The organism is Pseudomonas sp. MT92 (genome assembly GCF_058792515.1).
Map to the genome: position 1 here is coordinate 62494 of NZ_JBXAFA010000013.1, position 22094 is coordinate 84587.

The 22094-nt window shown below is 62.2% G+C and carries 20 protein-coding genes; 16 read left to right on the forward strand and 4 right to left on the reverse strand.

The window, feature by feature from the left end; all coding sequences use genetic code 11:
* The first annotated feature begins 56 nt into the window (after window positions 1-56).
* The 12 genes from nrdR to AC1Q6D_RS23050 all read left to right on the forward strand — a co-directional run bounded on the left by nrdR (window position 57) and on the right by AC1Q6D_RS23050 (window position 8791).
* Window positions 57-521, forward strand: a complete 465-nt coding sequence (nrdR, locus tag AC1Q6D_RS22995) for a transcriptional regulator NrdR (RefSeq protein ID WP_003228656.1) — start codon at window positions 57-59, stop codon at window positions 519-521.
* Window positions 518-1651 carry a bifunctional diaminohydroxyphosphoribosylaminopyrimidine deaminase/5-amino-6-(5-phosphoribosylamino)uracil reductase RibD gene (gene ribD, locus AC1Q6D_RS23000; RefSeq protein WP_103403406.1) on the forward strand — a complete coding sequence of 378 codons (1134 nt, stop codon included), beginning with the start codon at window positions 518-520 and terminating at the stop codon, window positions 1649-1651. The genes nrdR and ribD overlap by 4 nt, the downstream gene beginning before the upstream one ends.
* A 47-nt stretch (window positions 1652-1698) precedes the next feature.
* Window positions 1699-2364, forward strand: a complete 666-nt coding sequence (locus AC1Q6D_RS23005) for a riboflavin synthase (protein ID WP_008059524.1) — start codon at window positions 1699-1701, stop codon at window positions 2362-2364.
* 16 nt (window positions 2365-2380) lie between these two features.
* Window positions 2381-3472, forward strand: coding sequence for a bifunctional 3,4-dihydroxy-2-butanone-4-phosphate synthase/GTP cyclohydrolase II (ribBA, locus tag AC1Q6D_RS23010; protein WP_047533876.1), 1092 nt, complete (start codon window positions 2381-2383; stop codon window positions 3470-3472).
* A gap of 91 nt (window positions 3473-3563) precedes the next feature.
* The gene (ribH, locus tag AC1Q6D_RS23015; RefSeq protein WP_003228649.1) at window positions 3564-4040 is read left to right on the forward strand and encodes a 6,7-dimethyl-8-ribityllumazine synthase; all 477 of its coding nucleotides are present in this window, start codon (window positions 3564-3566) and stop codon (window positions 4038-4040) included.
* Window positions 4037-4537 (forward strand): transcription antitermination factor NusB, encoded by a 501-nt coding sequence (nusB, locus tag AC1Q6D_RS23020; protein WP_103403407.1) that lies wholly within the window; start codon window positions 4037-4039, stop codon window positions 4535-4537. The genes ribH and nusB overlap by 4 nt, the downstream gene beginning before the upstream one ends.
* Window positions 4538-4560: 23 nt before the next feature.
* On the forward strand, window positions 4561-5526 hold the full coding sequence (gene thiL / locus AC1Q6D_RS23025; protein ID WP_103403408.1) for a thiamine-phosphate kinase: 966 nt from the start codon (window positions 4561-4563) through the stop codon (window positions 5524-5526).
* The gene (locus AC1Q6D_RS23030; RefSeq protein ID WP_047533863.1) at window positions 5523-6026 is read left to right on the forward strand and encodes a phosphatidylglycerophosphatase A family protein; all 504 of its coding nucleotides are present in this window, start codon (window positions 5523-5525) and stop codon (window positions 6024-6026) included. The genes thiL and AC1Q6D_RS23030 overlap by 4 nt, the downstream gene beginning before the upstream one ends.
* Before the next feature lie 43 nt (window positions 6027-6069).
* Complete coding sequence (locus AC1Q6D_RS23035) at window positions 6070-6807, forward strand: substrate-binding periplasmic protein (protein ID WP_103403409.1); 738 nt, start codon at window positions 6070-6072, stop codon at window positions 6805-6807.
* 150 nt (window positions 6808-6957) lie between these two features.
* Window positions 6958-7575: a GTP cyclohydrolase II gene (ribA, locus tag AC1Q6D_RS23040; protein ID WP_047533858.1), complete on the forward strand. Its 618-nt coding sequence runs from the start codon at window positions 6958-6960 to the stop codon at window positions 7573-7575.
* Window positions 7572-7991: an MFS transporter gene (locus AC1Q6D_RS23045; RefSeq protein ID WP_103403410.1), complete on the forward strand. Its 420-nt coding sequence runs from the start codon at window positions 7572-7574 to the stop codon at window positions 7989-7991. Before ribA ends, AC1Q6D_RS23045 begins: the two co-directional genes overlap by 4 nt.
* Complete coding sequence (locus AC1Q6D_RS23050) at window positions 7991-8791, forward strand: cobalamin-binding protein (protein WP_103403411.1); 801 nt, start codon at window positions 7991-7993, stop codon at window positions 8789-8791. The genes AC1Q6D_RS23045 and AC1Q6D_RS23050 overlap by 1 nt, the downstream gene beginning before the upstream one ends.
* Window positions 8792-8819: 28 nt before the next feature.
* On the opposite strand, the gene AC1Q6D_RS23055 is transcribed toward AC1Q6D_RS23050, so the two are convergent.
* The 4 genes from AC1Q6D_RS23055 to AC1Q6D_RS23070 form a co-directional block, all read right to left on the reverse strand.
* Window positions 8820-10703, reverse strand: a complete 1884-nt coding sequence (locus AC1Q6D_RS23055; RefSeq protein ID WP_103403412.1) for a TonB-dependent receptor domain-containing protein — start codon at window positions 10701-10703, stop codon at window positions 8820-8822.
* Window positions 10704-10859: 156 nt separating this feature from the next.
* On the reverse strand, window positions 10860-12758 hold the full coding sequence (dxs, locus tag AC1Q6D_RS23060; protein WP_103403413.1) for a 1-deoxy-D-xylulose-5-phosphate synthase: 1899 nt from the start codon (window positions 12756-12758) through the stop codon (window positions 10860-10862).
* Between the two features lie 91 nt (window positions 12759-12849).
* Window positions 12850-13737, reverse strand: a complete 888-nt coding sequence (gene ispA / locus AC1Q6D_RS23065) for a (2E,6E)-farnesyl diphosphate synthase (protein WP_103403414.1) — start codon at window positions 13735-13737, stop codon at window positions 12850-12852.
* The gene (locus AC1Q6D_RS23070; RefSeq protein WP_007894317.1) at window positions 13734-13976 is read right to left on the reverse strand and encodes an exodeoxyribonuclease VII small subunit; all 243 of its coding nucleotides are present in this window, start codon (window positions 13974-13976) and stop codon (window positions 13734-13736) included. Before AC1Q6D_RS23070 ends, ispA begins: the two co-directional genes overlap by 4 nt.
* A gap of 386 nt (window positions 13977-14362) precedes the next feature.
* Here AC1Q6D_RS23070 and AC1Q6D_RS23075 point away from each other — a divergent pair, with 386 nt between their 5' ends.
* The 4 genes from AC1Q6D_RS23075 to AC1Q6D_RS23090 are packed head-to-tail and all read left to right on the forward strand — an operon-like array spanning window position 14363 to window position 22093.
* A complete protein-coding gene (locus AC1Q6D_RS23075) occupies window positions 14363-15154 on the forward strand; it encodes a YfaP family protein (protein ID WP_047533809.1) in 792 nt (263 codons plus the stop codon).
* Window positions 15155-15189: 35 nt separating this feature from the next.
* Window positions 15190-16902 carry a DUF2138 domain-containing protein gene (locus AC1Q6D_RS23080; RefSeq protein WP_103403415.1) on the forward strand — a complete coding sequence of 571 codons (1713 nt, stop codon included), beginning with the start codon at window positions 15190-15192 and terminating at the stop codon, window positions 16900-16902.
* A complete protein-coding gene (locus AC1Q6D_RS23085; RefSeq protein WP_103403416.1) occupies window positions 16887-17537 on the forward strand; it encodes a DUF1175 domain-containing protein in 651 nt (216 codons plus the stop codon). Before AC1Q6D_RS23080 ends, AC1Q6D_RS23085 begins: the two co-directional genes overlap by 16 nt.
* Window positions 17534-22093: an alpha-2-macroglobulin family protein gene (locus AC1Q6D_RS23090; protein ID WP_207291489.1), complete on the forward strand. Its 4560-nt coding sequence runs from the start codon at window positions 17534-17536 to the stop codon at window positions 22091-22093. Before AC1Q6D_RS23085 ends, AC1Q6D_RS23090 begins: the two co-directional genes overlap by 4 nt.
* The last annotated feature ends 1 nt before the right edge of the window (window position 22094 follow it).

Genomic DNA, 22094 nt, shown 5'->3' on the forward strand with positions numbered 1-22094 from the left:
TGTCTTGCCACGGGGATGCGCTACCATGGCCCTCCCTTTTTTTGTTGCCTGCCACCATGCACTGTCCCTTCTGCGGTGCCAACGACACCAAGGTCATCGACTCGCGTCTGGTCGCCGAGGGCGAACAGGTGCGCCGCCGGCGTGAATGCCTGGCCTGCGGCGAGCGATTCACGACGTTCGAGACCGCCGAACTGGTGTTGCCGCGCCTGATCAAAACCGACGGCAGTCGTCAGCCGTTCGACGAAGAAAAACTCCGTGCCGGCATGCAGCGCGCGCTGGAAAAGCGTCCTGTGAGTGTAGAACGCCTGGAATCGTCGCTGGTGCACATCAAACACAAACTGCGTGCCACCGGCGAGCGCGAGGTCAAATCCCTTGTCGTCGGCGAACTGGTGATGGCCGAGCTGCAGAAGCTCGACGAGGTCGCCTACATCCGTTTCGCCTCGGTGTATCGACGCTTCCAGGATCTCAACGAGTTCCGCGAAGAGATCGATCGCCTGGCCCGTGAGCCGGTGAAAGAATGAGCATGCCTGCCGAACAAGCCATCCTCGACGCCCATTTCATGGCCCGTGCCCTGGAACTGGCGCGCAAAGGTCATTACACGACGCACCCCAATCCCCGGGTCGGTTGTGTGATCGTGCGTGACGGGCAGATCGTCGGCGAAGGCTGGCACGAACGCGCCGGCGAACCCCACGCCGAGGTCCACGCCTTGCGCGCCGCCGGTGAACTCGCCCGTGGCGCCACCGCTTACGTAACCCTCGAACCCTGCAGCCATCATGGCCGGACACCGCCCTGTGCCGACGCACTGGTCAATGCCGGTGTGGCGCGGGTGGTCGCGGCGATGCAGGACCCGAACCCGGAAGTCGCCGGTCGCGGCCTGCAACGCCTGGAACAGGCCGGCATCGTTACCCAAAGCGGTGTGCTGGAAGGCGAGGCGCGCCAGCTCAATCAAGGCTTCTTGAAACGCATGGAACACGGCTTGCCGTTCGTGCGGGTCAAGTTGGCCATGAGCCTCGATGGCCGCACGGCGATGGAAAGCGGTGAAAGCCAATGGATCACTGGCCCGGCGGCGCGTTCGGCGGTGCAACGCCTGCGGGCCCAGGCCAGTGTGGTGTTGACCGGTGCCGACACGGTGCTGGCGGATAACGCCCGCCTGACCGTGCGCGCCGATGAGCTGGGGCTGGACGCCGAGCAGACCGCACTGGCCATGAGTCGCCCGCCGCTGCGCGTGCTGGTGGACGGTCGTCTGCGTGTGCCGCTGGATGCGCCATTCTTCAGGGCCGGCCCGGCGCTCGTCGCCACGTGCATGGCGGTGGAAGAGCAATACGCCAACGGACCTGAATGCCTGATCGTGCCGGGCTACGATGGCCAGGTCGATCTGCGCCAGTTGCTGGTCGAACTGGCCGCTCGCGGAGTCAACGAGGTGTTGGTCGAGGCGGGGCCGCGTCTTGCCGGGGCTTTTGCTCAGCAAGGTCTGGTCGATGAGTTTCAGATCTTCATGGCCGGCAAGTTCCTGGGCTCCTCGGCGCGCCCACTGCTGGACTGGCCGCTCGCGCAAATGAAAGACGCGCCAGTGCTCAAAATTATCGAAATTCGTGCGGTTGGCGATGACTGGCGAGTCACTGCCATTCCTTTGCCAGCAGCGAGCGTATAATTTCCGGCCATCGCTATTGCGCTGGCTCTGTTCTCGAGGAGAACCCCATGTTCACCGGCATTATCGAATCCATCGGCAGTATTCGCGCATTGACCCCAAAAGGCGGAGATGTGCGGGTCCATGTAGAAACCGGCAAGCTCGACCTGAGCGACGTCAAACTGGGCGACAGCATTGCGGTCAACGGCGTGTGCCTGACGGCGGTTGAATTGCCGGGCAACGGCTTTGCGGCCGACGTCAGCCGCGAAACCCTCGACTGCACCGCCATGAACGACCTGAAAAGCGGCAGTCCGGTCAATCTGGAAAAAGCCCTGACTCCGACGACTCGCCTTGGCGGGCATCTGGTCAGCGGGCACGTCGATGGCGTGGGTGAAGTGGTTGCCCGCACCGAGAATGCCCGTGCCGTGGAGTTCCGAATCCGCGCACCGAAAGAACTGGCCAAGTACATTGCCCATAAAGGCTCGATCACCGTCGACGGCACCAGCCTGACCGTGAACGCGGTCGATGGCGCTGAGTTCCTGCTGACGATCATTCCGCACACCCTGAGCGAAACCATCATGGCGTCGTACCAGCCGGGTCGCCGGGTGAATCTGGAAGTGGACTTGCTGGCGCGTTACCTGGAGCGCCTGTTGCTCGGCGACAAAGCCGCAGAGCCTACGGCTGGCAGCACCATTACTGAAAGCTTTCTGGCCGCCAACGGCTACCTCAAATCCTGACTCAAGGGGGTGCCTTGTGGCGCTCAATAGCATCGAAGAACTGGTTGAAGATATCCGCCAAGGCAAGATGGTCATCCTCATGGATGACGAAGACCGCGAGAACGAAGGCGACCTGATCATGGCCGCCGAGTGCTGCAAACCCGAGCACATCAACTTCATGGCCAAGCACGCCCGCGGCCTGATCTGCATGCCGATGAGCCGCGAGCGCTGCGAGCTGCTGAAGCTGCCACTGATGGCGCCGCGCAACGGTTCCGGTTTCGGCACCAAGTTCACCGTTTCGATCGAAGCGGCCACCGGCGTGACCACCGGCATCTCCGCCGCCGACCGTGCCCGCACCGTGCAGGCTGCGGCCGCGAAAGACGCCAAGGCTGAAGACATCGTCAGCCCTGGCCACATCTTCCCGCTGATGGCCCAGGCCGGCGGTACGCTGGCTCGCGCCGGCCACACCGAAGCCGCCTGCGACCTGGCGCGCATGGCCGGTTTCGAGCCGAGCGGCGTGATCTGCGAAGTGATGAACGACGACGGCACCATGTCCCGTCGCGCGGAACTCGAAGCTTTCGCTGCCGAACACAACATCAAGATCGGCACCATCGCCGACCTGATTCACTACCGGATGATCCACGAACGTACCGTTCAGCGGATTGCCGAGCAGCCGCTGGACAGCGAACTGGGCCAATTCAACCTGGTGACCTATCGTGACTCCGTGGAAGGCGACGTGCACATGGCGCTGACCCTGGGCAATGTCTGCGCTGATGAACCGACCCTGGTCCGCGTGCACAACATGGACCCGCTGCGCGACCTGCTGATGGTCAAGCAACCGGGCCGCTGGAGCCTGCGCGCCGCCATGGCCGCGGTTGCCGAGGCCGGCAGCGGCGTGGTGCTGTTGCTCGGCCACCCGCTGGATGGCGACGTGTTGCTGGCGCACATCCGCGAAACCGCAGACCACGCGGCCGTGAAAAAACCGACCACCTACAGCATTGTCGGTGCCGGTTCGCAGATCCTGCGCGACCTCGGTGTGCGCAAAATGCGCCTGATGTCCGCACCGATGAAATTTAATGCGATATCCGGTTTCGATCTGGAAGTTGTAGAATACGTGCCCTCCGAATAATGACCGGTTGTTTCCGGCCTTGAATTCGCGGTTCAAATATCACTGAGGGGCGCGTAGAAGACGCGTCCCGGCTCTTTAAGAGATCTAACGAATGACCCTGAAGACCATCGAAGGTACCTTCATCGCCCCTAAAGGCCGCTACGCTCTGGTAGTGGGCCGTTTCAACAGCTTCGTCGTTGAAAGCCTGGTCAGCGGTGCAGTTGATGCCCTGGTTCGCCATGGCGTGAGCGAAAGCGACATCACCATCATCCGTGCGCCTGGCGCCTTCGAAATCCCGCTGGTTGCGCAGAAAGTCGCTCAGAAGGGTGAGTTCGCGGCAATCATCGCCCTGGGCGCGGTCATTCGTGGCGGTACTCCGCATTTCGAATACGTGGCAGGCGAATGCACCAAGGGCCTGGCCCAGGTGTCCATGGAGTTCGGCGTTCCGGTCGCTTTCGGCGTCCTGACCGTTGATTCCATCGAGCAAGCCATCGAACGTTCCGGCACCAAGGCCGGTAACAAAGGTGCTGAAGCTGCCCTGTCCGCTCTGGAAATGGTCAGCCTGCTGGCGCAGTTGGAGGCCAAGTGATTAGCGACGAAAGCGATCGTTTCAACCCGCGCGATCCAAAGCCTGCGGATGCCGGCAAGCCATCGAAAAGCGTCAAGCGTCGCGAAGCCCGTCAGCTCGCGACCCAGGCGCTGTACCAATGGCACATGGCCAAACAGTCGCTGAACGAGATCGAAGCGCAGTTCCGGGTCGATAACGATTTCAGCGATGTCGACGGCGCGTACTTCCGCGAGATCCTGCATGGGGTTCCGCAGTTCAAGACCGAAATCGACACCGCACTCAAGCCTTGCCTGGACCTGACCATCGAAGAGCTCGACCCGGTTGAACTGGCGGTTCTGCGTCTGTCCACCTGGGAACTGCTCAAGCGCGTCGACGTACCGTACCGCGTTGTGATCAACGAAGGTATCGAACTGGCCAAGGTCTTCGGTTCCACCGACGGTCACAAGTTCGTCAACGGTGTGCTCGACAAACTGGCCCCGCGTCTGCGTGAAGCTGAAGTGAAGGCGTTCAAGCGCTAACCTGCGCTTGAACAGGATACCCAATGGGTGAGTTTGAGCTGATCCGCAATTTCTTCGCCGCCGCGCCTTGTGCGCAGGGCGGCGAAGGCGTTGACCTCGGGATCGGTGACGATTGCGCCTTGCTGGCTGTTCCCCCGGGGGAGCAGTTGGCGATTTCTACCGATACGCTGGTGGCCGGTGTGCATTTCGCCGACCCTTGCGATCCCTTTCTGCTCGGTCAGCGCTCGCTGGCCGTGGCCGTCAGTGACCTGGCCGCCATGGGCGCCACCCCCATTGCCTTTACCCTTGCCCTGACCTTGCCAACGGTGACTGCCGATTGGTTGCAGGCCTATGCCCGCGGTTTGAACCGGATGGCGCAAAGCTGCGGCGTTGCATTGGTGGGCGGTGACACCACCCGCGGGCCGTTGAGCATGACCATGACTGTGTTCGGGCGCGTACCCAACGGGCTGGCCCTGAGCCGTAGCGGCGCGCAACCGGGCGACTTGTTGTGCGTCGGCGGTGAACTGGGCAATGCCGCTGGCGCCTTGCCGCTGGTGCTCGGCGAGCGTCATGCCGAACCTGCCATCGCCGATCCGCTGCTGGCGCACTATTGGTCGCCGCAACCGCAGTTGGCGCTGGGCCAGGCATTACGTGGCAAGGCAACGGCGGCGCTGGACATCTCCGACGGCTTGCTCGCTGACTGTGGGCATATTGCGCTGGCCTCGAAGGTCGCCGTTCAAGTCGAGCGCGATCGCTTGCCGCTGTCCGGGGCCCTGGTCGCTTTCCTCGGGCAGGCGGGCGCGCAGAACGCGGCCCTCAGCGGTGGTGATGATTACGTATTGGCTTTCACGCTGCCGTCCGTCGAGTTATCGCCATTACTGGCCGAGGGTTGGCCGATTCATGTGATCGGGCGGATTGTGGCGGGGCAGGGCGTGACACTGCTCGACAGCGATGGGCAAGACATCACCCCGCAAACCCGGGGTTATCAACATTTTCGGGAGTCACCGTGACAGATCATCCCAAACAGGTCCCGGCGGAAGTCGTACCGCCGTCGGTCTGGCGCAATCCGTGGCATTTCCTGGCGTTCGGCTTCGGCTCGGGCACCTTGCCAAAGGCCCCCGGCACCTGGGGTTCATTGGTTGCGCTACCCTTTATTCCGCTGTGGCAGATGCTGCCGGACTGGGGTTACTGGCTGATGCTAGGCATCACCATGCTGTTCGGCTTCTGGCTGTGCGGCAAAGTCGCGGACGACTTGCGGGTGCACGACCATGAAGGCATCGTCTGGGACGAGATGGTCGGGATGTGGATCACCCTGTGGCTGGTGCCGGAAGGCTGGCAGTGGTTACTGGCGGGTTTCCTGATGTTCCGTTTCTTCGATATTCTCAAGCCATGGCCGATTCGCTGGATCGACCGGCATGTGCACGGTGGCGTCGGGATCATGCTCGATGACGTTTTGGCGGGTGTGTTTGCGTGGCTGGCGATGCAGGGGTTGGTATGGATTTTCGCCTGACCTGACCGTAAAGGTCTTGAGGCGCCAAGTGGGAGAACTAAGGATGGCTCTACACAGGTTGGTGGTAATGGTGCTTGTCGTGTTTTGCTCCCTCGCGCAAGCGCAGGAGGTCGTGGCGCCGCCGTCGGTCATTCACCTGGCCAGCGAGGACTGGGAGGACTATACCGCCGCCGACGGCCATGGGCTGGGCTGGGACGTGCTGCGACAAGTCTTCGAACCGGCAGGCGTCAAGCTCGATATCCGCACTGAACCCTACCTGCGCTCCGTAGGCCTGGCCGAGCGTGGCGAGGTCGACGCCTGTGTCGGTTCCTATCGCGACGAATCCAGCGAACTGCTCTATCCCCGCTGGAACTTCGATACCGATCACATCTACGCCCTGGGGCTGGTCAGCAGCCCGGTGCCGACCCCGGAAACCCTGGGCAATTATCGGCTGGCGTGGGTTCGTGGCTACGACTACCAGGATTACTTGCCCAATGTGCGTCATTACGCCGAAGTCATCCGGCGTACCGGTATCGTTTCGATGCTGACCCACGACCGTGCCGACTTTTATATAGACGCGTTGACCGAGGTCGATTACGTCGTCAGCCGCGCCAAGGATCCATCGCAGTTGCGCCGTACCCACATCGCAGAACTGCCGCTGTATCTGTGCTTTGCCAAGACCCCGCAGGCCCGATCGCTGATGGTGTTGTTTGACCAGCGCATGGAACAACTGGTGAAAAGCGGCGAGCTAAAACCCATCTTCGAACGCTGGAAACAGCCTTATCCGTTTGATGAAAACTGAAGGGCTGACACCTCACAGGAGCGGTGTCGTCAGGGGGCATATCAAACTTTTTGATCGTTATCCCCGATAATTCAGCCTAAGCGTCATCCGGAACCTGCTGTTACAATGCCCGCCTGCGAATCTTCAGACTTTTAGATCAGGAGCACACAGGTGCCTGTCGTTTTTGTCGCCGCTTGCAAGCTGCCAACGCCTTTTGCGCAATTCACCATGCATGGCTTTCTCGATGAAGCCACCGGTCGTGAGCACGTTGTGCTGAGCCTGGGCGAGATTGCCGACGGTGCCCCGGTGCTCGGCCGGTTGCACTCCGAATGCCTGACGGGCGATGCCTTGTTCAGCCAGCGTTGCGACTGCGGCTCGCAACTCGAAGCCGCGTTGCAGGCGATTGCCCGCGAAGGCCGTGGCGTATTGCTGTACTTGCGTCAGGAAGGCCGTGGCATTGGCCTGCTGAACAAGATCCGCGCCTATGAGCTGCAGGATGGCGGTGCCGACACCGTTGAAGCCAACGAGCGCCTGGGTTTTGCCGCCGACCAGCGCGACTACGCCATGTGCCTGCCGATGCTGGAGCACCTGGGCGTGAAATCCTTGCGTTTGATGACCAACAACCCCCGCAAGGTCAAAGCCTTGACCGAGATGGGCATCGTGGTCGCCGAGCGCGTGCCGTTGCACACCGGTCACAATCCGCACAACAAACTCTACCTGGCGACCAAGGCCAGCAAGCTTGACCACATGATGGGCAATGAACATCAGGGCGAGGTAGACCGGGCGTGACCCGCGGTCAGGTGCGGCGGCGACTGTCCGTCAACTGGTGGCAATACCTGGCGCTGGCCTTGTTGCCGCTGTTCGTGATCAACGGCGTGTTCGGCCAGAGCGAAGCGATCTTGCCGGTGCTGGCGATGCCGTTGTTCATCGCCGGTGTGGCTTCGATGTTTGTCAGCCTGAAGTTTTTCGGTGCTTACAAGCACGCCTTGATCGCCACCCAGAAAGCCCTTGATACCCCTGAAGAGCCTGCCGCGTGGATCAGTCTGGCGGCCAAACGGCGTACGGCATTTCTTGTCGCCGGCCTGCCGGCATGGATCGGTGCCCTGGCCGTGTTCGTCGGTCTCGAAGCCGTGCCGCTGGTGCTGCTGGCGCTCTCGACCACGGTGCTGTTCTACCTCTACCGCATTCCGCGTCAACTCGGCTGATGCAGGCGGCCTGGCTGGCGGTTCTGCTGCTGGCCGTCAGCGGCTCGGTGGCGGCGGTCGAACGGGTCGTCAGTCTCGCGCCATCGCTCTCTGAAATCGTTGTCGAACTGGGTTCAGCCGACCTGCTGGTGGGGGTGCTGGATGCCGGTGAGCGTCCGGCTGAAATCCAGAACCTGCCTTCCGTTGGCCGCTACGGTCAGTTGGATATGGAGCGGCTGCTCAGCCTCCAGCCCGACTTGCTGCTGCTCTGGCCCGGCAGCGTCGGTCCGGCCCAGCGTGAACAACTCAAAAACCTGAACATCCCGACCTACGTCGCCGAACCCCATGACCTGGACCAGCTCGCCGCGCAAATCGAGGCGATTGCCACGCAACTGGGGCGGCCGGAGCGCGGTGTCTCACTGGCGACGGGGTTAAGGCAGCGCCTGACGGAGTTGCGTCAACGTTATCGCCGCGATCAACCGTTGCGGGTGTTTTATCAGGTATGGGATCGGCCGCTGTACACCATTGGTGGCGGGCAGATCATCAGTCATGCGCTCGAAGTTTGCGGGGCACGAAATGTATTCGGCGACCAGACGCTGGCCGCGCCACAGGTCAGTGTGGAGGCGGTGTTACAGCGCAATCCGCAGGTGATTCTGGCCGGCGATCAGGCGCAGCTCGATGCGTGGAAAACCTGGTCCCAGGTGGAAGCGGTGGCGAAGGGGCAGTTGCTGTTGGTGGCGGATAAAGGCCTGGAGCGGCCCAGCGGGCAAATGATCGAAGCGACCGCCAAGCTTTGCCAGTTGATCGCACCTGACCGTTGAGGCCTGTCCGAACACCGCTTTTTTCAGGTCAGATCTGGGGCGTCCACGTCACCCCAAACATCCACGTTCGACCTTCCTCACGATACCCATACTGACTGCCTTCATGGCTGTACAGCACCCGGCTGTAGTCCTTGTCCAGCAGGTTATCGACCTTCAACTCCAGCTTGATCTCGCGATTGAGCTCCCAGCTGCTACGCAACCCCAACAAGGCATAGCCGCCCAAGGGTTGTTGATTGTTCAGGTCGTCATAGCTGCCGCTCACCGCTTGCCAGCTGGCGCCGAGGCCCAGGCGGTCGAACTGCCGGTCCAGGTCCAGGCTCAAGGTGCGCCGGGCACGCCGCGCCAGGGTATGGCCCGTGTCGCGATCGCGAGGGTCGATGATCGCCACGCCGAGGTTGCTCTGCCAGCCGAACAGCTCTTGTTTCAACGCCGCTTCAAAGCCGTTGATCCGTGCCGAAGCCACGTTCTGCGGGCGCGAGTTGCTGCCGAAGATGATCGCGTCTTCCAAATCCGTGCGGTACAGCGAGGCTTCCAGGCGACTGTCCTGCGTCAACTGACTGCGCCATTGCAGCTCATAGCTCTTTGACGTTTCGGGTTTCAGGTCCGGGTTGCTGAAGTCCGGGTAATACAGGTCGTTGAAGGTCGGTGCGCGGAAGCCTTCGCTGTAGCTCAGCAGGATGTCGTTGTCCGGGTTCAGCGGCAGCGTGAAGGTGCCGCTCCAGCTGTTCTGGCCGCCGAACTGCTGATTGTCATCGTGACGCAAGCCCAGCTCGGTGGAGAAGCGGTCTGTCTGATAGCGATGCTGGATGAACGCCGCGCGGTTCCAGCGACTGTCTTCGTTGAAGTCCGTGCTGCTGTTGATCCGGTCTTCGTACCAGTCGCCGCCGAGGATCAGGCTGTTGTGCTCGTTGAGCGTCAGGTCATTCTGCCAGGTCAGCGAGTCGCGATAGGTGTTGAACACGCTGCGCTCGTCACTGAGTTTGTCGAGGGTCTTCTCGCGGTTTTCGCTGTGGCCGAATTCGAGGCGGGTTTTCCAGAGGTCATTCACTCGCGCGTCGAGGTAGCTGCTGACACTGCTCACGTCGAATTCGCTGTAGGGCTGCTGCTGCAGCGACTCGAAGGTGGCCGGGTCAAAGCGCCCGAACGGGTTGTCGAACGCGCTTTTGCCGCGGTTATCCAACAGGTTGGCGCCGACTTCGATGTCGTCGGTGAGGGCGTGGCTCAGGCTCAGGCTCAGCGACTTGTTGCGGTATTCATCGTGATCGCCATCGCTGGGATACGACTGGCGGGTGCGGTTGATCCCGGCGGTTTCATCAAGGCTGGTGCCAAGGTTGAAGCGGGTGCGTTCATCGCCACCGGACAGGCCGAGGCTGCGCTCCCAGGTCTGGTGGCTGCCAAAGCCCATGTGCAGGCGTGGTTGCAAGCCTTGCTCGCCGCCGCGACGGGTGAAGATCTGGATGACGCCGCCAATCGCATCGCTGCCGTAAATCGCCGAGCGGGAGCCGCGCAGCACTTCCACGCGCTCGACCTGCTCGATGTTGATGTGTTGCAGGTTGCTGTCACCGGAGGTCGAGTTGCCGATCCGTTGGCCGTCCACCAGCACCAGGCTCTGGGCCGATTGAGTGCCGCGAATGTACACCCCCGGCAAGCTGCCGCGACCACCGGTTTGCGCCACTTGTACGCCCGGCACTCGACGCAGCAAATCGGCGATGCTGTTCGGTTGCAGGCGGTCGATGTCTTCGCGGGTGAACACGGTGTTGGCGGCGCTGCTGTCGTTGCGCGCTTCGACCTGGCGGTTGGCGCTGATCAGCACGTCGGGCAGTTTCAGGGCTTGATCGCGTTCGAAAGTGTCAGCGAGGGTATTGGCGGTGGGTAGCAGAAACAGGGGCAGGGCGACGCGGGCAAACTTCATTGATAGTCCGATGGTGCGTTGAGGCAAATACAGTTTTGAGAGCCCACAAAACACTGTGGGAGCGGGTTTGCCCGCGAAGGCGTCGGTACAGCCAACATTGATGTTGGATAAGCCGGCCTCTTCGCGGGCAAGCCCGCTCCCACAGGGACAGTGTGTTTAGCGGTTAAGCAGCTGCAGCCGTTCGCGGATCGCGGCTTCGATTCCGGCCTCGTCCAATCCACACTCGGCCAGCATTTGCGCAGGCTTGGCATGCTCGACGTAGCTGTCCGGCAAGCCCAGGTGCAACATCGACTTGAGGATGTTTTCCCGGGCAAGGAACTCGCTGACCGCGCCGCCGGCGCCGCCCATGATCGCGTTTTCCTCGACGGTCACCAGCAGCTCATGGCTGGCGGCGATTTCGCGAACCAGTGCTTCGTCCATTGGTTTGACGAAACGCATGTCGACCACGGTGGCGTCCAGCGTCTCGGCAACTTTCAGCGCCTCGGCCAGTTGCACGCCAAACACCAGCAGGGCGACATTTCGGCCTTGACGGCGAACCACGCCCTTGCCGATTTCGATCGGTTCGAGGTTCTTCTCGATGGTCGCATTCGGGCCGGTGCCACGCGGGTAGCGCACCGCCGCCGGGCCTTCGTACAGATGGCCGGTGGTGAGCATTTTGCGCAGCTCGTTTTCGTCGCTCGGGGTCATCACCAGCATGCCGGGAATGCAGCGCAGGAACGACAGGTCGAAACTGCCGGCGTGCGTCGGGCCGTCTTCGCCCACCAGACCTGCACGGTCAATGGCGAACAATACGTCGAGGTTTTGTACCGCCACATCATGAATGAGCTGGTCGTAGCCGCGCTGCAGGAAGGTCGAGTAAATCGCCACCACCGGTTTCGCGCCTTCGCAGGCCATGCCGGCGGCAAGGGTCACGGCGTGTTGCTCGGCAATCGCCACGTCGAAGTAACGCAACGGGAAGCGCTCGCTGAAGGCCACCAGGTCGGAGCCTTCCTTCATTGCCGGGGTAATGCCCACCAGGCGTGGGTCGGCAGCGGCCATGTCGCACAGCCATTCACCGAACACACCGGAATACTTCGGCCCGCTGGCTTTTTTCGGCGCAGCGGCAGGGGCGTCCAGTGGCTCGAGCTTGGTGATCGCGTGGTAGCCGATCGGATCGACTTCAGCAGGCGCGAAGCCCTTGCCCTTCTTGGTGACGATGTGCAGGAACTGCGGGCCTTTCAGATCGCGCATGTTGCGCAGGGTGGCGATCAGGGTCGGCAGGTCGTGGCCATCGATCGGGCCGATGTAGTTCCAGCCCAGCTCTTCGAACAGGGTGCCGGGGACCAGCATGCCTTTTGCGTATTCTTCGGTGCGACGGGCGATTTCCCAGGCCCCGGGCAGGCGCGACAGCACTTTCTTGCTGCCTTCGCGCATGCTGGCGTAGGTGCGGCTGGAAAGGATCTTCGCCAGATAGTTGGACAAGCCACCGACGTTGCGCGAGATCGACATGTCGTTGTCGTTGAGGATCACCAGCATGTCGGCGTTGACTTCCGGCGCGTGGTTCAGCGCTTCGAACGCCATGCCGGCGGTCAAGGCGCCGTCGCCGATCACCGCGATGGCCTTGCGATCATTGTTTTGCAGGCGGGAGGCAATGGCCATGCCCAGCGCTGCGCTGATCGAGGTGCTGGAGTGGCCGACGCCAAAGGTGTCGTATTCGCTCTCGGAGCGGCGCGGGAAGGCGGCGATGCCGTCCTTCTGGCGCAGGGTGCCCATGCGCTCGCGACGACCGGTGAGGATCTTGTGCGGATAAGCCTGATGACCCACGTCCCACACCAGCCGGTCGTCCGGGGTGTCGAAGACGTAATGCAACGCGATGGTCAGCTCGATCACGCCCAGGCCGGCGCCGAAATGCCCACCGGTCTGACCGACCGTGTAGAGCAATTCCAGGCGCAACTCATCGGCCAGGGTTTCCAGCTCGGCTTCGCCTAACCGGCGCAGGCCGTCCGGCGTATTCGCGCGGTCGAGCAGGGGCGTGGTTGGGCGCTTGCGGGGAATCTCATGAAACGTCGTGGGCATCAGGCGAATCGTTATAGGTATAAAAGATGCGGCAGTTTACCTGATGGATCGCACCCTGCCCACGCATAGGTCCTTTTTGGCGGATACGCCTTTAGTTGCGGCGATCGACGATGTAACGGGCCAGATCGCGCAGAGGCTCTGCCGCCGCGTCAAACGGTCGCATCGCGTGCAGGGCCTGATCGCGCAATTCCAGAGCGTAGGCCTTGGCGGCGTCGAGGCCGAGCAGGGCCGGGTAGGTCGGCTTGTCGCGGGCAATGTCTGCGCCCTGGCGTTTGCCGAGGGTTTCGGTATCGCTTTCGACGTCGAGAATGTCGTCCTGGACCTGAAATGCCAGACCAACGGCCTGTGCATAAGTCTGCAGGGATTTCAGTTCGTCCTTCTGCGCGTGCCCACTGGCCAGGGCACCGAGCTTGACGCTGACTTCGATCAGCGCACCGGTCTTGTGCCGGTGCATGTATTCGAGGGCCTTCTGATCGAGCTTGAGGCCGACCGAACCCAGGTCGATGGCCTGCCCGCCGACCATGCCCGCCGGGCCTGCCGCCAATGCCAGGGCGCTGACCATCTGCAGGCGGATTTCCGCGTCTGCGCTGTTCAGGCGCGGGTCGAGCAGGGCGCTGAAAGCCAGGCTCTGCAAGCCGTCGCCGGCGAGGATCGCGCAGGCTTCATCGAATTTCTTGTGAGTGGTGGGCTGGCCGCGGCGCAGGTCGTCGTCGTCCATGGCCGGCAAATCGTCGTGCACCAGCGAGTAGGCGTGGATCAGCTCCACCGCGCAGGCCGCGCCGTTGGCTTGCTCGGCCTTGCCACCCAGTGCTTCACACGCGGCGTAGGCCAGCAGCGGGCGCACACGTTTGCCGCCGTTCATCACGCTGTAGCGCATGGCTTCGTAGAGACGCGCCAGCTCAGGACCGGGCGCGATGAACAGGGTTTCCAGGGCCGCATTGACCCGGGCCTGGCTGGTCGCCGAATACGCTGCAATCATTCTGGTTGATCCGCGTCGAAGGGTTCCTCGGCCAACTCGCCATCACGCTCGAGCAGCACCTGCACCTTTTGCTCGGCCTGGGCCAGCGCCGCCTGGCAATCGCGGGTCAGACCGATGCCCTGCTCGAAAGCGGTCAGCGAGTCTTCCAGCGACAATTCACCATTCTCCAGACGCTCGACCAGCGTTTGCAGGTCAGCGAGGGATTGTTCGAAATCCAGTGCAGCTTTTTTGCGGGCCATGGCGGCGATTTCCGGTTGACGTTAAACCGGCGCGACACTAGCAGACATGGGGTTTATGGGCAAATGAGCGGGGCATTTGGCGACTGCTTCGCGGCCAAGCGAGAGCGAGCTCCCCGGCCACAAGTGGATGATGGCGCAGACTTGGGGATTATTCGGCTCACAAAATGAGCCGAATAGAAGCATTATTCGGCTCACCGTCCACTCACCCGCGTGATTTGCACCTCATTTTCACGGCGATCTCATTGTTAGAAGCGGCCACGGCGGTTAACCTTCGCGCCCTATACGACCCGACAGTCACGGGTCTTTCAGACGAAACGCAGTATCAACCTCTGTAACGCGCCGAGGATCGGGCGCAAGGTTTCGTCATGCATGGCAGGAGGCATCACATGCGTTCGATTCTTTTGCTGCTTGTTGGATGGCTCTGTGCGTCGGGCCTCCTGGCCGCGCCGAGTGCCGAGGTCTCGGAACCCGTGGGCGGCTGGCGCTACAACGGTTTGCTCGACCGTACGGAAAATCCTCAAGTGGCCTATCCCACGCCTCCCATCGACCGGGGTGTGCAGCGCAATCGCACGATGATCGAGGGCCAGCTCAAGGCCATCGGCACGCAACGTGGTCCCCACACATTGGCGGTCAACGGCAATCCGTTGAACCTGTACACCGACGATCAGGGGCGTTTCGCCCGGCCCTATGCGTTCGGCGCGGGCTCCAACAGTGTCGAAGTACGCAGTGCCGAAGGCCAGTCGCTCAAGCGCGTTCAATTCTATGAAGCCAACAACCTGCGCACCCCGGCGCGGATTCGGGTGGTGCTCGGTTGGGACGACCCGAAGGCCGAGCTCGACCTGCACATCATTACTCCCGATGGCCAGCACGCGTTCTGGGCTCACTCGGCGCTGACCAACGGCGGCGGCCTCGACCCGGACGGCGTCGACGGTCCTGGCCCGGAAATGTTCACCATGACGGCGCCGCTGCATGGCACCTATCTGGTTTACGTGAACTATTGGGGCAACTTCGGCAGTGGCGGCTATAACTTCGATGAGGCCAGCAACCAGAACGAGGTGATCACCTCGCAGATCAATCTGGTGCTCAACGAAAATACTGTCGACGAAAAACGCGAGACCTTCATCGTGCCCTTGCGTGCGATCGGCGACCTGCTGCTGGTCAAAACTTTCAACTATTAAGCATCCCGCGCCACGGATGAATTGGGTTTTGTGAAATGAGTGAAAACATCGTGTCCCCTGCCGCCGATTCAGCGGCCGCCAAACCTTCCCGGCGCTGGCCGGCGCTATTGCTTGGGTTAGGCCTGGTAGCCGTGGTGGCGGGCGGGGTGGGGTGGTTCCTGCACAAACCCAAGACCCCTGCGCCCGTATTGGCCAGCGACAAGCTGGGCATGAGCCGGCCGGATGGCCTGCTGGAAACCCGTTCCTTGAGCCAATTGCCCAAGGATCTGTTGGCGGTGCCGTTCCTCAAGGAAACACTCACCGAAGATTTCGTCTTCTATTACGAAACTCACGCGGATCGTCTCGGACTGATCGGCAGTCTGCGGCGGATCATTTACGAGCATGACCTGAAGTTGCAGGACAGCCTGATCGAGCAGCTCTTCGATCAACCCGCCGACGTGGCGCTGTGGCGTGGGGCGGATGGTCGGCTCAAGGATTTCCTGCTGGTGATGGATCGCGGCGGACTGGCCAAGGTGCTCGAGCCGCTGGCGAAGGTCGCGCTGGATGATTCACAGCTGAGCAAAATCGCCGATGTGAAAGTCGGCAACGACGATGTGGCGCTCTATCAGCTCACCTACAACGCCAGCAAGGCGCTGCTGTTTGCCTCCCATGGCGACAAACTGGTGGTGCTGTCCAATCCGTCGAAACTCTACGACCCGCAAAGTGGCCAGGCCGAGGAGCCCGGCAGTGTCTCGACAGCCGCCATCGCCGCGTTGCTCAACGGTGACAAACTGTTCCCCGAAGCATTCGGCCTGCCGCCGCGCGCGCCTGAAGTGAAGCAACGCCTGTCGGTCAACGCCAGTGTGCTGGCGATGGGTTACCAGCGCTTCATCCCCAACTTCGCCGGGCTGCGCTTCGACATGGACGACAAGGGCTGGCACAGCTTCCTCGCCATGGATGAACTGGACGACCAGCCGGGCTTCGATTTCAAGCCGATCTGGCAAGCCATGCCCATGGGCGCCAGCGCCTGTGTGGCCTTGCCACTCGCCGCCGCACAACAGAAACCGCTGTTGGTTAAGCTCGGTGCCGAGGAGAAGGTGGCACAGGCCTTGACCGAACACATGGCCGGTGCCGCGGGCCTGTGCTGGTACGCCGATTCGCGCCTGTACACGCCGCTGCTGGTGGCCGGCCTGAGCGATAAGGACAGCGCCCGACTCGACGGTGATCTGGGCAAACTGTTCGGCTCGATGGTCGGTGCCTACGAAGGCAAGGTTGATGATCACGCGTTCCCGGTGGTCGAAAAGCAGGAGGGCCAGAGCCATCAGTGGCAGCGTCAGGTCAGCTCCAACTTCGGTCCGTACGCGGCGAAGGACGCCGAGGACCCGGAGGCGATCACCGGCAAGGCGTTCATGCGCGTCAGCCTGGCGCGTCACGGTTCGACGCTGCTGTTCTCCCTCGACGACAAACTGGTGGACAAGGCGCTCGGCACCCTCGACAAACGCTTCCCGCCGATGGCCGACGTAGTGCCGAAAGACCTGCTGATGCCGGTCTATTTCGGTCCGGATGCGATGGCCCAACTGATGCAGCAGGAAACCCTCGACAGCCTGCCCCAGGACATGGAGCCGGTGTTCTACAACGCCGCGCAAACCTACCTGATCCCGAAACTGCGCAAGCTCGGCGGTTACGGCAAGTACGCCCTGACCTTGCCTGAAGGCAGCGAACCCGACGGCCACTGGCAATGGCTGCCACTGGAATGGAAAGCTCTGTGACCGGACTGATCCGAAGCCTTGGCCTGCTTGCGCTGTTGCTGAGCGCGGGTGCCCGGGCCGTCGAAACCCCGGCGCTCGACCCGCAGCAATCCCAGGTGTTCCGCGCCTGGTTCGTGCGCATCGCCCAGGAGCAACTGAGCCAGGGCCCGAGCCCGCGCTGGTATCAGCAGGATTGCGCCGGGCTGGTGCGCTTCGCCGCCAACGAAGCGCTGAAGGTGCATGACGACAAATGGCTGCGCAGCAACGGCCTGTCCAACCGCTACCTGCCGCCGGAACTGCAACTGAGCGACGCCCAGCGCGGCCTCGCCCAGCAGTGGCAGCAGGGCGGCGGCAAGGTCGGACCGTACGTCAATGCGATCAAGCTGATTCAGTTCAACAGCCATCTGGTCGGCCGTGATGTGGCCCAGGCGCGTCCCGGCGACCTGATGTTTTTCGATCAGGGTGACGACCAGCACCTGATGATCTGGATGGGCCGCTACATCGCTTACCACACCGGCACCACCACACCCACTGACAACGGCATGCGCTCCGCAAGCCTGCAACAACTCATGACATGGAAGGACACCCGATGGATACCCGATGCAGCCAACCCCAACTTCATCGGCGTTTATCGACTGAATTTTCTCTCCCAATGATCGGTGCCCGCATGTTGCGTTTTCTGCCCCTGCTGTTGGTCTTGATGCTGCCTTTTTCGCGGGTGAATGCCGAAGACACCGTCGAGCCGAGTGGCTATACGCCGGTGGCCGGTGAGAGTTTCTTTCTGCTGGCGGACAGCAGTTTCGCCAGTGACGAACAGGCGATGGTGCGTCTCGAAGCACCGGGTCGCGACTATCGCCGGTTCCGCATGGAACCCTACGGCGGCGCCGACATCCGCGTGTATCGCATCGACAAGCCGCTGGATTTCCTCAAGCGCCAGAAGAACCTGCACCGGGTGGTCAGCGACGGCCAGTTCAAGGGCGAAGGACTGTCCAACACCTTGGCGTACCTGTGGGATAGCTGGTACCGCAAGTCCCGCCGGGTAATGCAGCGAGCGTTTTCCTACGAGTCGCGTAAACACGTCACCGAAGAAGTGCCGGAACTGAAGATGGGCAACGCCATGGCCGCGCCCACGCCCTACGACGCTCAGCCGCAATTCGCGTTGATTCCGGGGCTGCCAGTGGTCAGCCAGTTTCGCTACCCGCTGTGGCAGGCCAAGCCGATCCAGCCACCGGAAGGAGTGAACCTCGCTGGCTCCTCCAGTGAATTCGTCAGCGTCGCGCCGGGCAACGTCTATATCCCCTTGGGCAACCTGAAACCGGGGCTGTATCTGGTGGAAGCCCTGATCGGCAAGTACCGCGCGACGACCATGGTCTTCGTCTCCAACACCGTGGCCGTGAGCAAGATCGCTGGCGATGAGTTGCTCGTGTGGGCTGCGCGCAAACACGAAGGCAGTTCGGTGCCCAAGGTCAATGTGCTATGGACCGACGGCCTCGGCGTGATGAGCAGCGGCGCCACTGACGCCGATGGTCTGCTGCGTCTGAAGCACGTCAGCCCCGAGCGTTCGTTCGTGATAGGCGAAGACGAAGAGGGCGGGGTTTTCGTCTCGGAAAACTTCTACTACGACAGTGAAATCTACGACACCAAACTCTACGCGTTCACCGACCGGCCGCTGTACCGGCCGGGGGACTGGGTGTCGCTGAAAATCGTCGGGCGCGAGTTCAAGAACGCCCGGGATTCGGTGCAACCGAGTGCCGCTGAAGTCAATGTGACGGTGCTGGATGCGACGGGAACGGCGTTGCAAACCCTGGACTTGAAACTCGATACCAAGGCCGGCACCCAAGGCCGTTTCCAGTTGCCTGACAACGCCGTGGCCGGTGGTTATGAGCTGCGTTTCAATTACAAGGATCAGGCCTACAGCAGCGCCTTCCGGGTCGCCGAGTACATCAAGCCGCACTTCGAGATTTCACTGAACCTGGCCAAACAGGACTACCGCACCGGCGAAGCGGTCAAGGGCAGCCTGGTGCTGCTGTATCCCGACGGCAAACCGGTGGCCAATGCCAAATTGAGCCTGAGCCTGCGCGCTCAGCAGCTGTCGATGGTCGACAACGAGCTGCAATACCTCGGGCAATTCCCGGTGGAGCTGACCAGCACCGAACTGACCACCGACGCCAAGGGCAACGCCACCCTCGAGCTGCCGGCCGCGGAGAAACCGAGCCGCTACATGCTCACCGTGTTCGCTAGTGATGGCGCGGCGTACCGGGTCAAGACCACCAAGGAAATTCTCATTGATCGCGGTGCGGCAAATTTCCGCTTGAGCGCGCCGCAACGGTTCAGTGCGGTGGGCGACAAGGTGGCCTTCAGCTACGCCAATGAAAGCGAGCAGCGCCAGTCGGTCACGCCGAGCAGTTATGGCTGGGTGCGCCTGGAGGACCAGAGCACCGGCGAAGGCAAACTGGCGGCCACCGACAAGGGGTTCAGCCTGGCGTTCGAGCGCCCTGGCACCTACAACCTGACACTCCGGGATGACCACGGCCGAACCCTCGGCGCTACGGGTCATTCGGTCACCGGCGAGGGTGTCAAAGCGGTGCCGGGCACCGTTGAAATCGTCCTCGACAAACCGCAGTACAAGGCCGGCGACGAAGCGCTGGCACTGATCACCTTCCCCGAGCCGATCAGCGACGCATTACTGTCGCTGGAACGCGACAAGGTCGAGGCGACGGCGTTGCTGTCCAGGGGCGGTGACTGGCTGAAGATGGAAAAACTCAGCGACACTCAATACCGCGCGCGCATTGCGGTGAAGGACAACTTCGCGCCGAACCTGACCTTCTCGGTGCTGTACACCAAGGGCGGCCAGTACAGTTTCCAGAACGCCGGCATCAAGGTGATTGCGCCGCAGATAGACGTGGCCATCGCCACCGATAAAGACACCTATCAACCCGGCGATACCGTGTCGGTGGACCTGACCACCCAGTTCGCCGGCAAGCCGATCCCGGCGCACCTGACGGTCAGCGTGGTCGACGAAATGGTCTATGCGCTGCAGCCGGAGGTGGCGCCTAGCATCGACCAGTTCTTCTACCACCCGCGGCGTAACAACGTGCGCACCAGCGCCAGCCTGTCGTTCATCAGCTACGACGTGGCGCTGCCGGGCAGCCCTGGTGCACCGGGCAAGGCCAACCGCAGCGAGCGCGGTGTGAAGGTGCTGGAGCGACCGCGTCGTGAAGACGTCGACACCGCCGCGTGGCAACCGGAGCTGGTGACCGACGCCAGTGGCAAGGCCCGCTTCACCTTCAAGATGCCGGACTCGCTGACCCGCTGGCGCATCACCGCCCGGGCCATCGCCGATGACGGTCAGGTCGGGCAGAAGAAGCAGTTCGTGCGCTCGGAGAAACCGCTGTACCTGAAGTGGAGCGGACCGAGCACATTCCGCACGGGCGATAAGCCGGATCTCGGCGTGTTCGCGTTCAGCCAGGCAGAAAAACCGGTCAAGGCCGAACTGGTGATTCATTACGCGGGCAACGAGCAGCGTGTGCCCGTGACGCTGAGCAACGGCATTAACTACATCGCGTTGCCGGCGTTCTCGTTGGCCAGTGGCGAGTGGACCGCTGAGCTGGTGCAGGATGGCAAAACCGCTGATGCCTTGGCCGTGCGCCTGGCCGCCACCGGCGAAGGTTGGCAGGTCACGCAGAGCCAAAGCCTGGACGTGACTGTCGGCGATACGCCGCTGACACTGCCGGCGGACGCCACCCATGTTCGCCTGCGTCTGGATGACAGCCCGCAAGCGCTGTTCCGCTCGGCGCTGGACGATCTGCTGAGCTACCCCTATGGCGGCGTCGAACAAACCGCCAGTCGCTTGCTGCCTCTGAGCATTGCCTATCCGAGCCTGTCGTCGAACCCGCAGGTCCGCGACCGCTTGCGCCTGATCATGCAGAACAGCCGCTTGCGTCTGGTGCAAATGGCCGGGCCGTCGGCGAGTTTCACCTGGTGGGGCATGGACGGCGAGCCGGACGCGTTCCTGACCGCCTACGCTTATTACGCCGACTGGCACGCCAGCAAAGTGCTGGAACTGAGCCTGCCGCCAGAGCACTGGCAACGGGTATTGGAGGTCTATTCGAAACAGGCGAAGAACACGCCGCTGTTGCAGCGAGCGCTGATTCTGTCGTTCGCCAAACAGATGCAATTGCCGGTGAACACCTTGCTCAGTGGATTGATGGAGGATCTGGCAAAAGCGGGCGAGGGCAATGCCGCGAACCTGATGGACGATGGCGAAGACAGCATCGTCATGAGTGATCCGGATTCGGCGCTGGGTCTGGCCGCGGCCCGGGCGTTGACAGCGTCTTTGGCCAAGCAATCGAAGGTCACCGTGCCCGACGCTTTCAACCGACAACTGGCGGATGCACAGCAGCGCCTGGCCGTCAGTTCCCAGCCGTTTGCCGAAGCCCTGACCCTGTCACTGCAAGCCTTCGATCAGGCCCGCGCGCAAGTGTTGCTGCAGCGTTTGCTGCCACAGCAGTCGACGCTGGAACGTGCCTTGGCGCTGACCTGGCTGCAGCGCAGTATCGAACAGGCGTCACCCACCATCGCCTTGGCGCCGGGTGAAGGCTGGAAGAAAAAATACGGTGATACCGGTGAGGTGTATTGGACGTGGCAGGGGACTACGCCGGTACCAACGGTGTTGTCGTTAAGCGGCACTCAGGAGCGCCCATTGCGGGCCGCATTGAGCTTCCAGAGCCAGCAACCGACCGTCGATCCGATGGCCGTGACCATCACCCGTCGTCTGTCGCGATTGGTGCCGGGGGATGAAGCGTTCACCTTCAAACTGGAAGCGGTCGGCAACGCGCCGTTGTCCAGTGACAACCTGTACCTGGACGAAGTGATCCTCACCAGCAAAGCTGCCAAACCGCTGCGCTACGGCATGCTCGAAGTGCCGTTGCCACCGGGCGCCGATGTTGAGCGCACCACCTGGGGCATCAAGTTGATGGGCAAGGCCGGCACCGAGCCGACGGCACTGGAAAAGGCCCGTTTCGAACCGGGACAACTGGCCTATGCCGTGCCGGTCGATGCGCTGAGCGGCGAACTGCGCCTGCGTCATCTGGTGCGTTTCTCGCAGAAAGGCCAATTCAACCTGCCGCCGGCGCGCTTCACTCAGGTGTATGCGCCACAGCATCAGGCTCAAGAGCAGAAACCGGCGCTCGGTCAGGTCACGGTCCACTGAC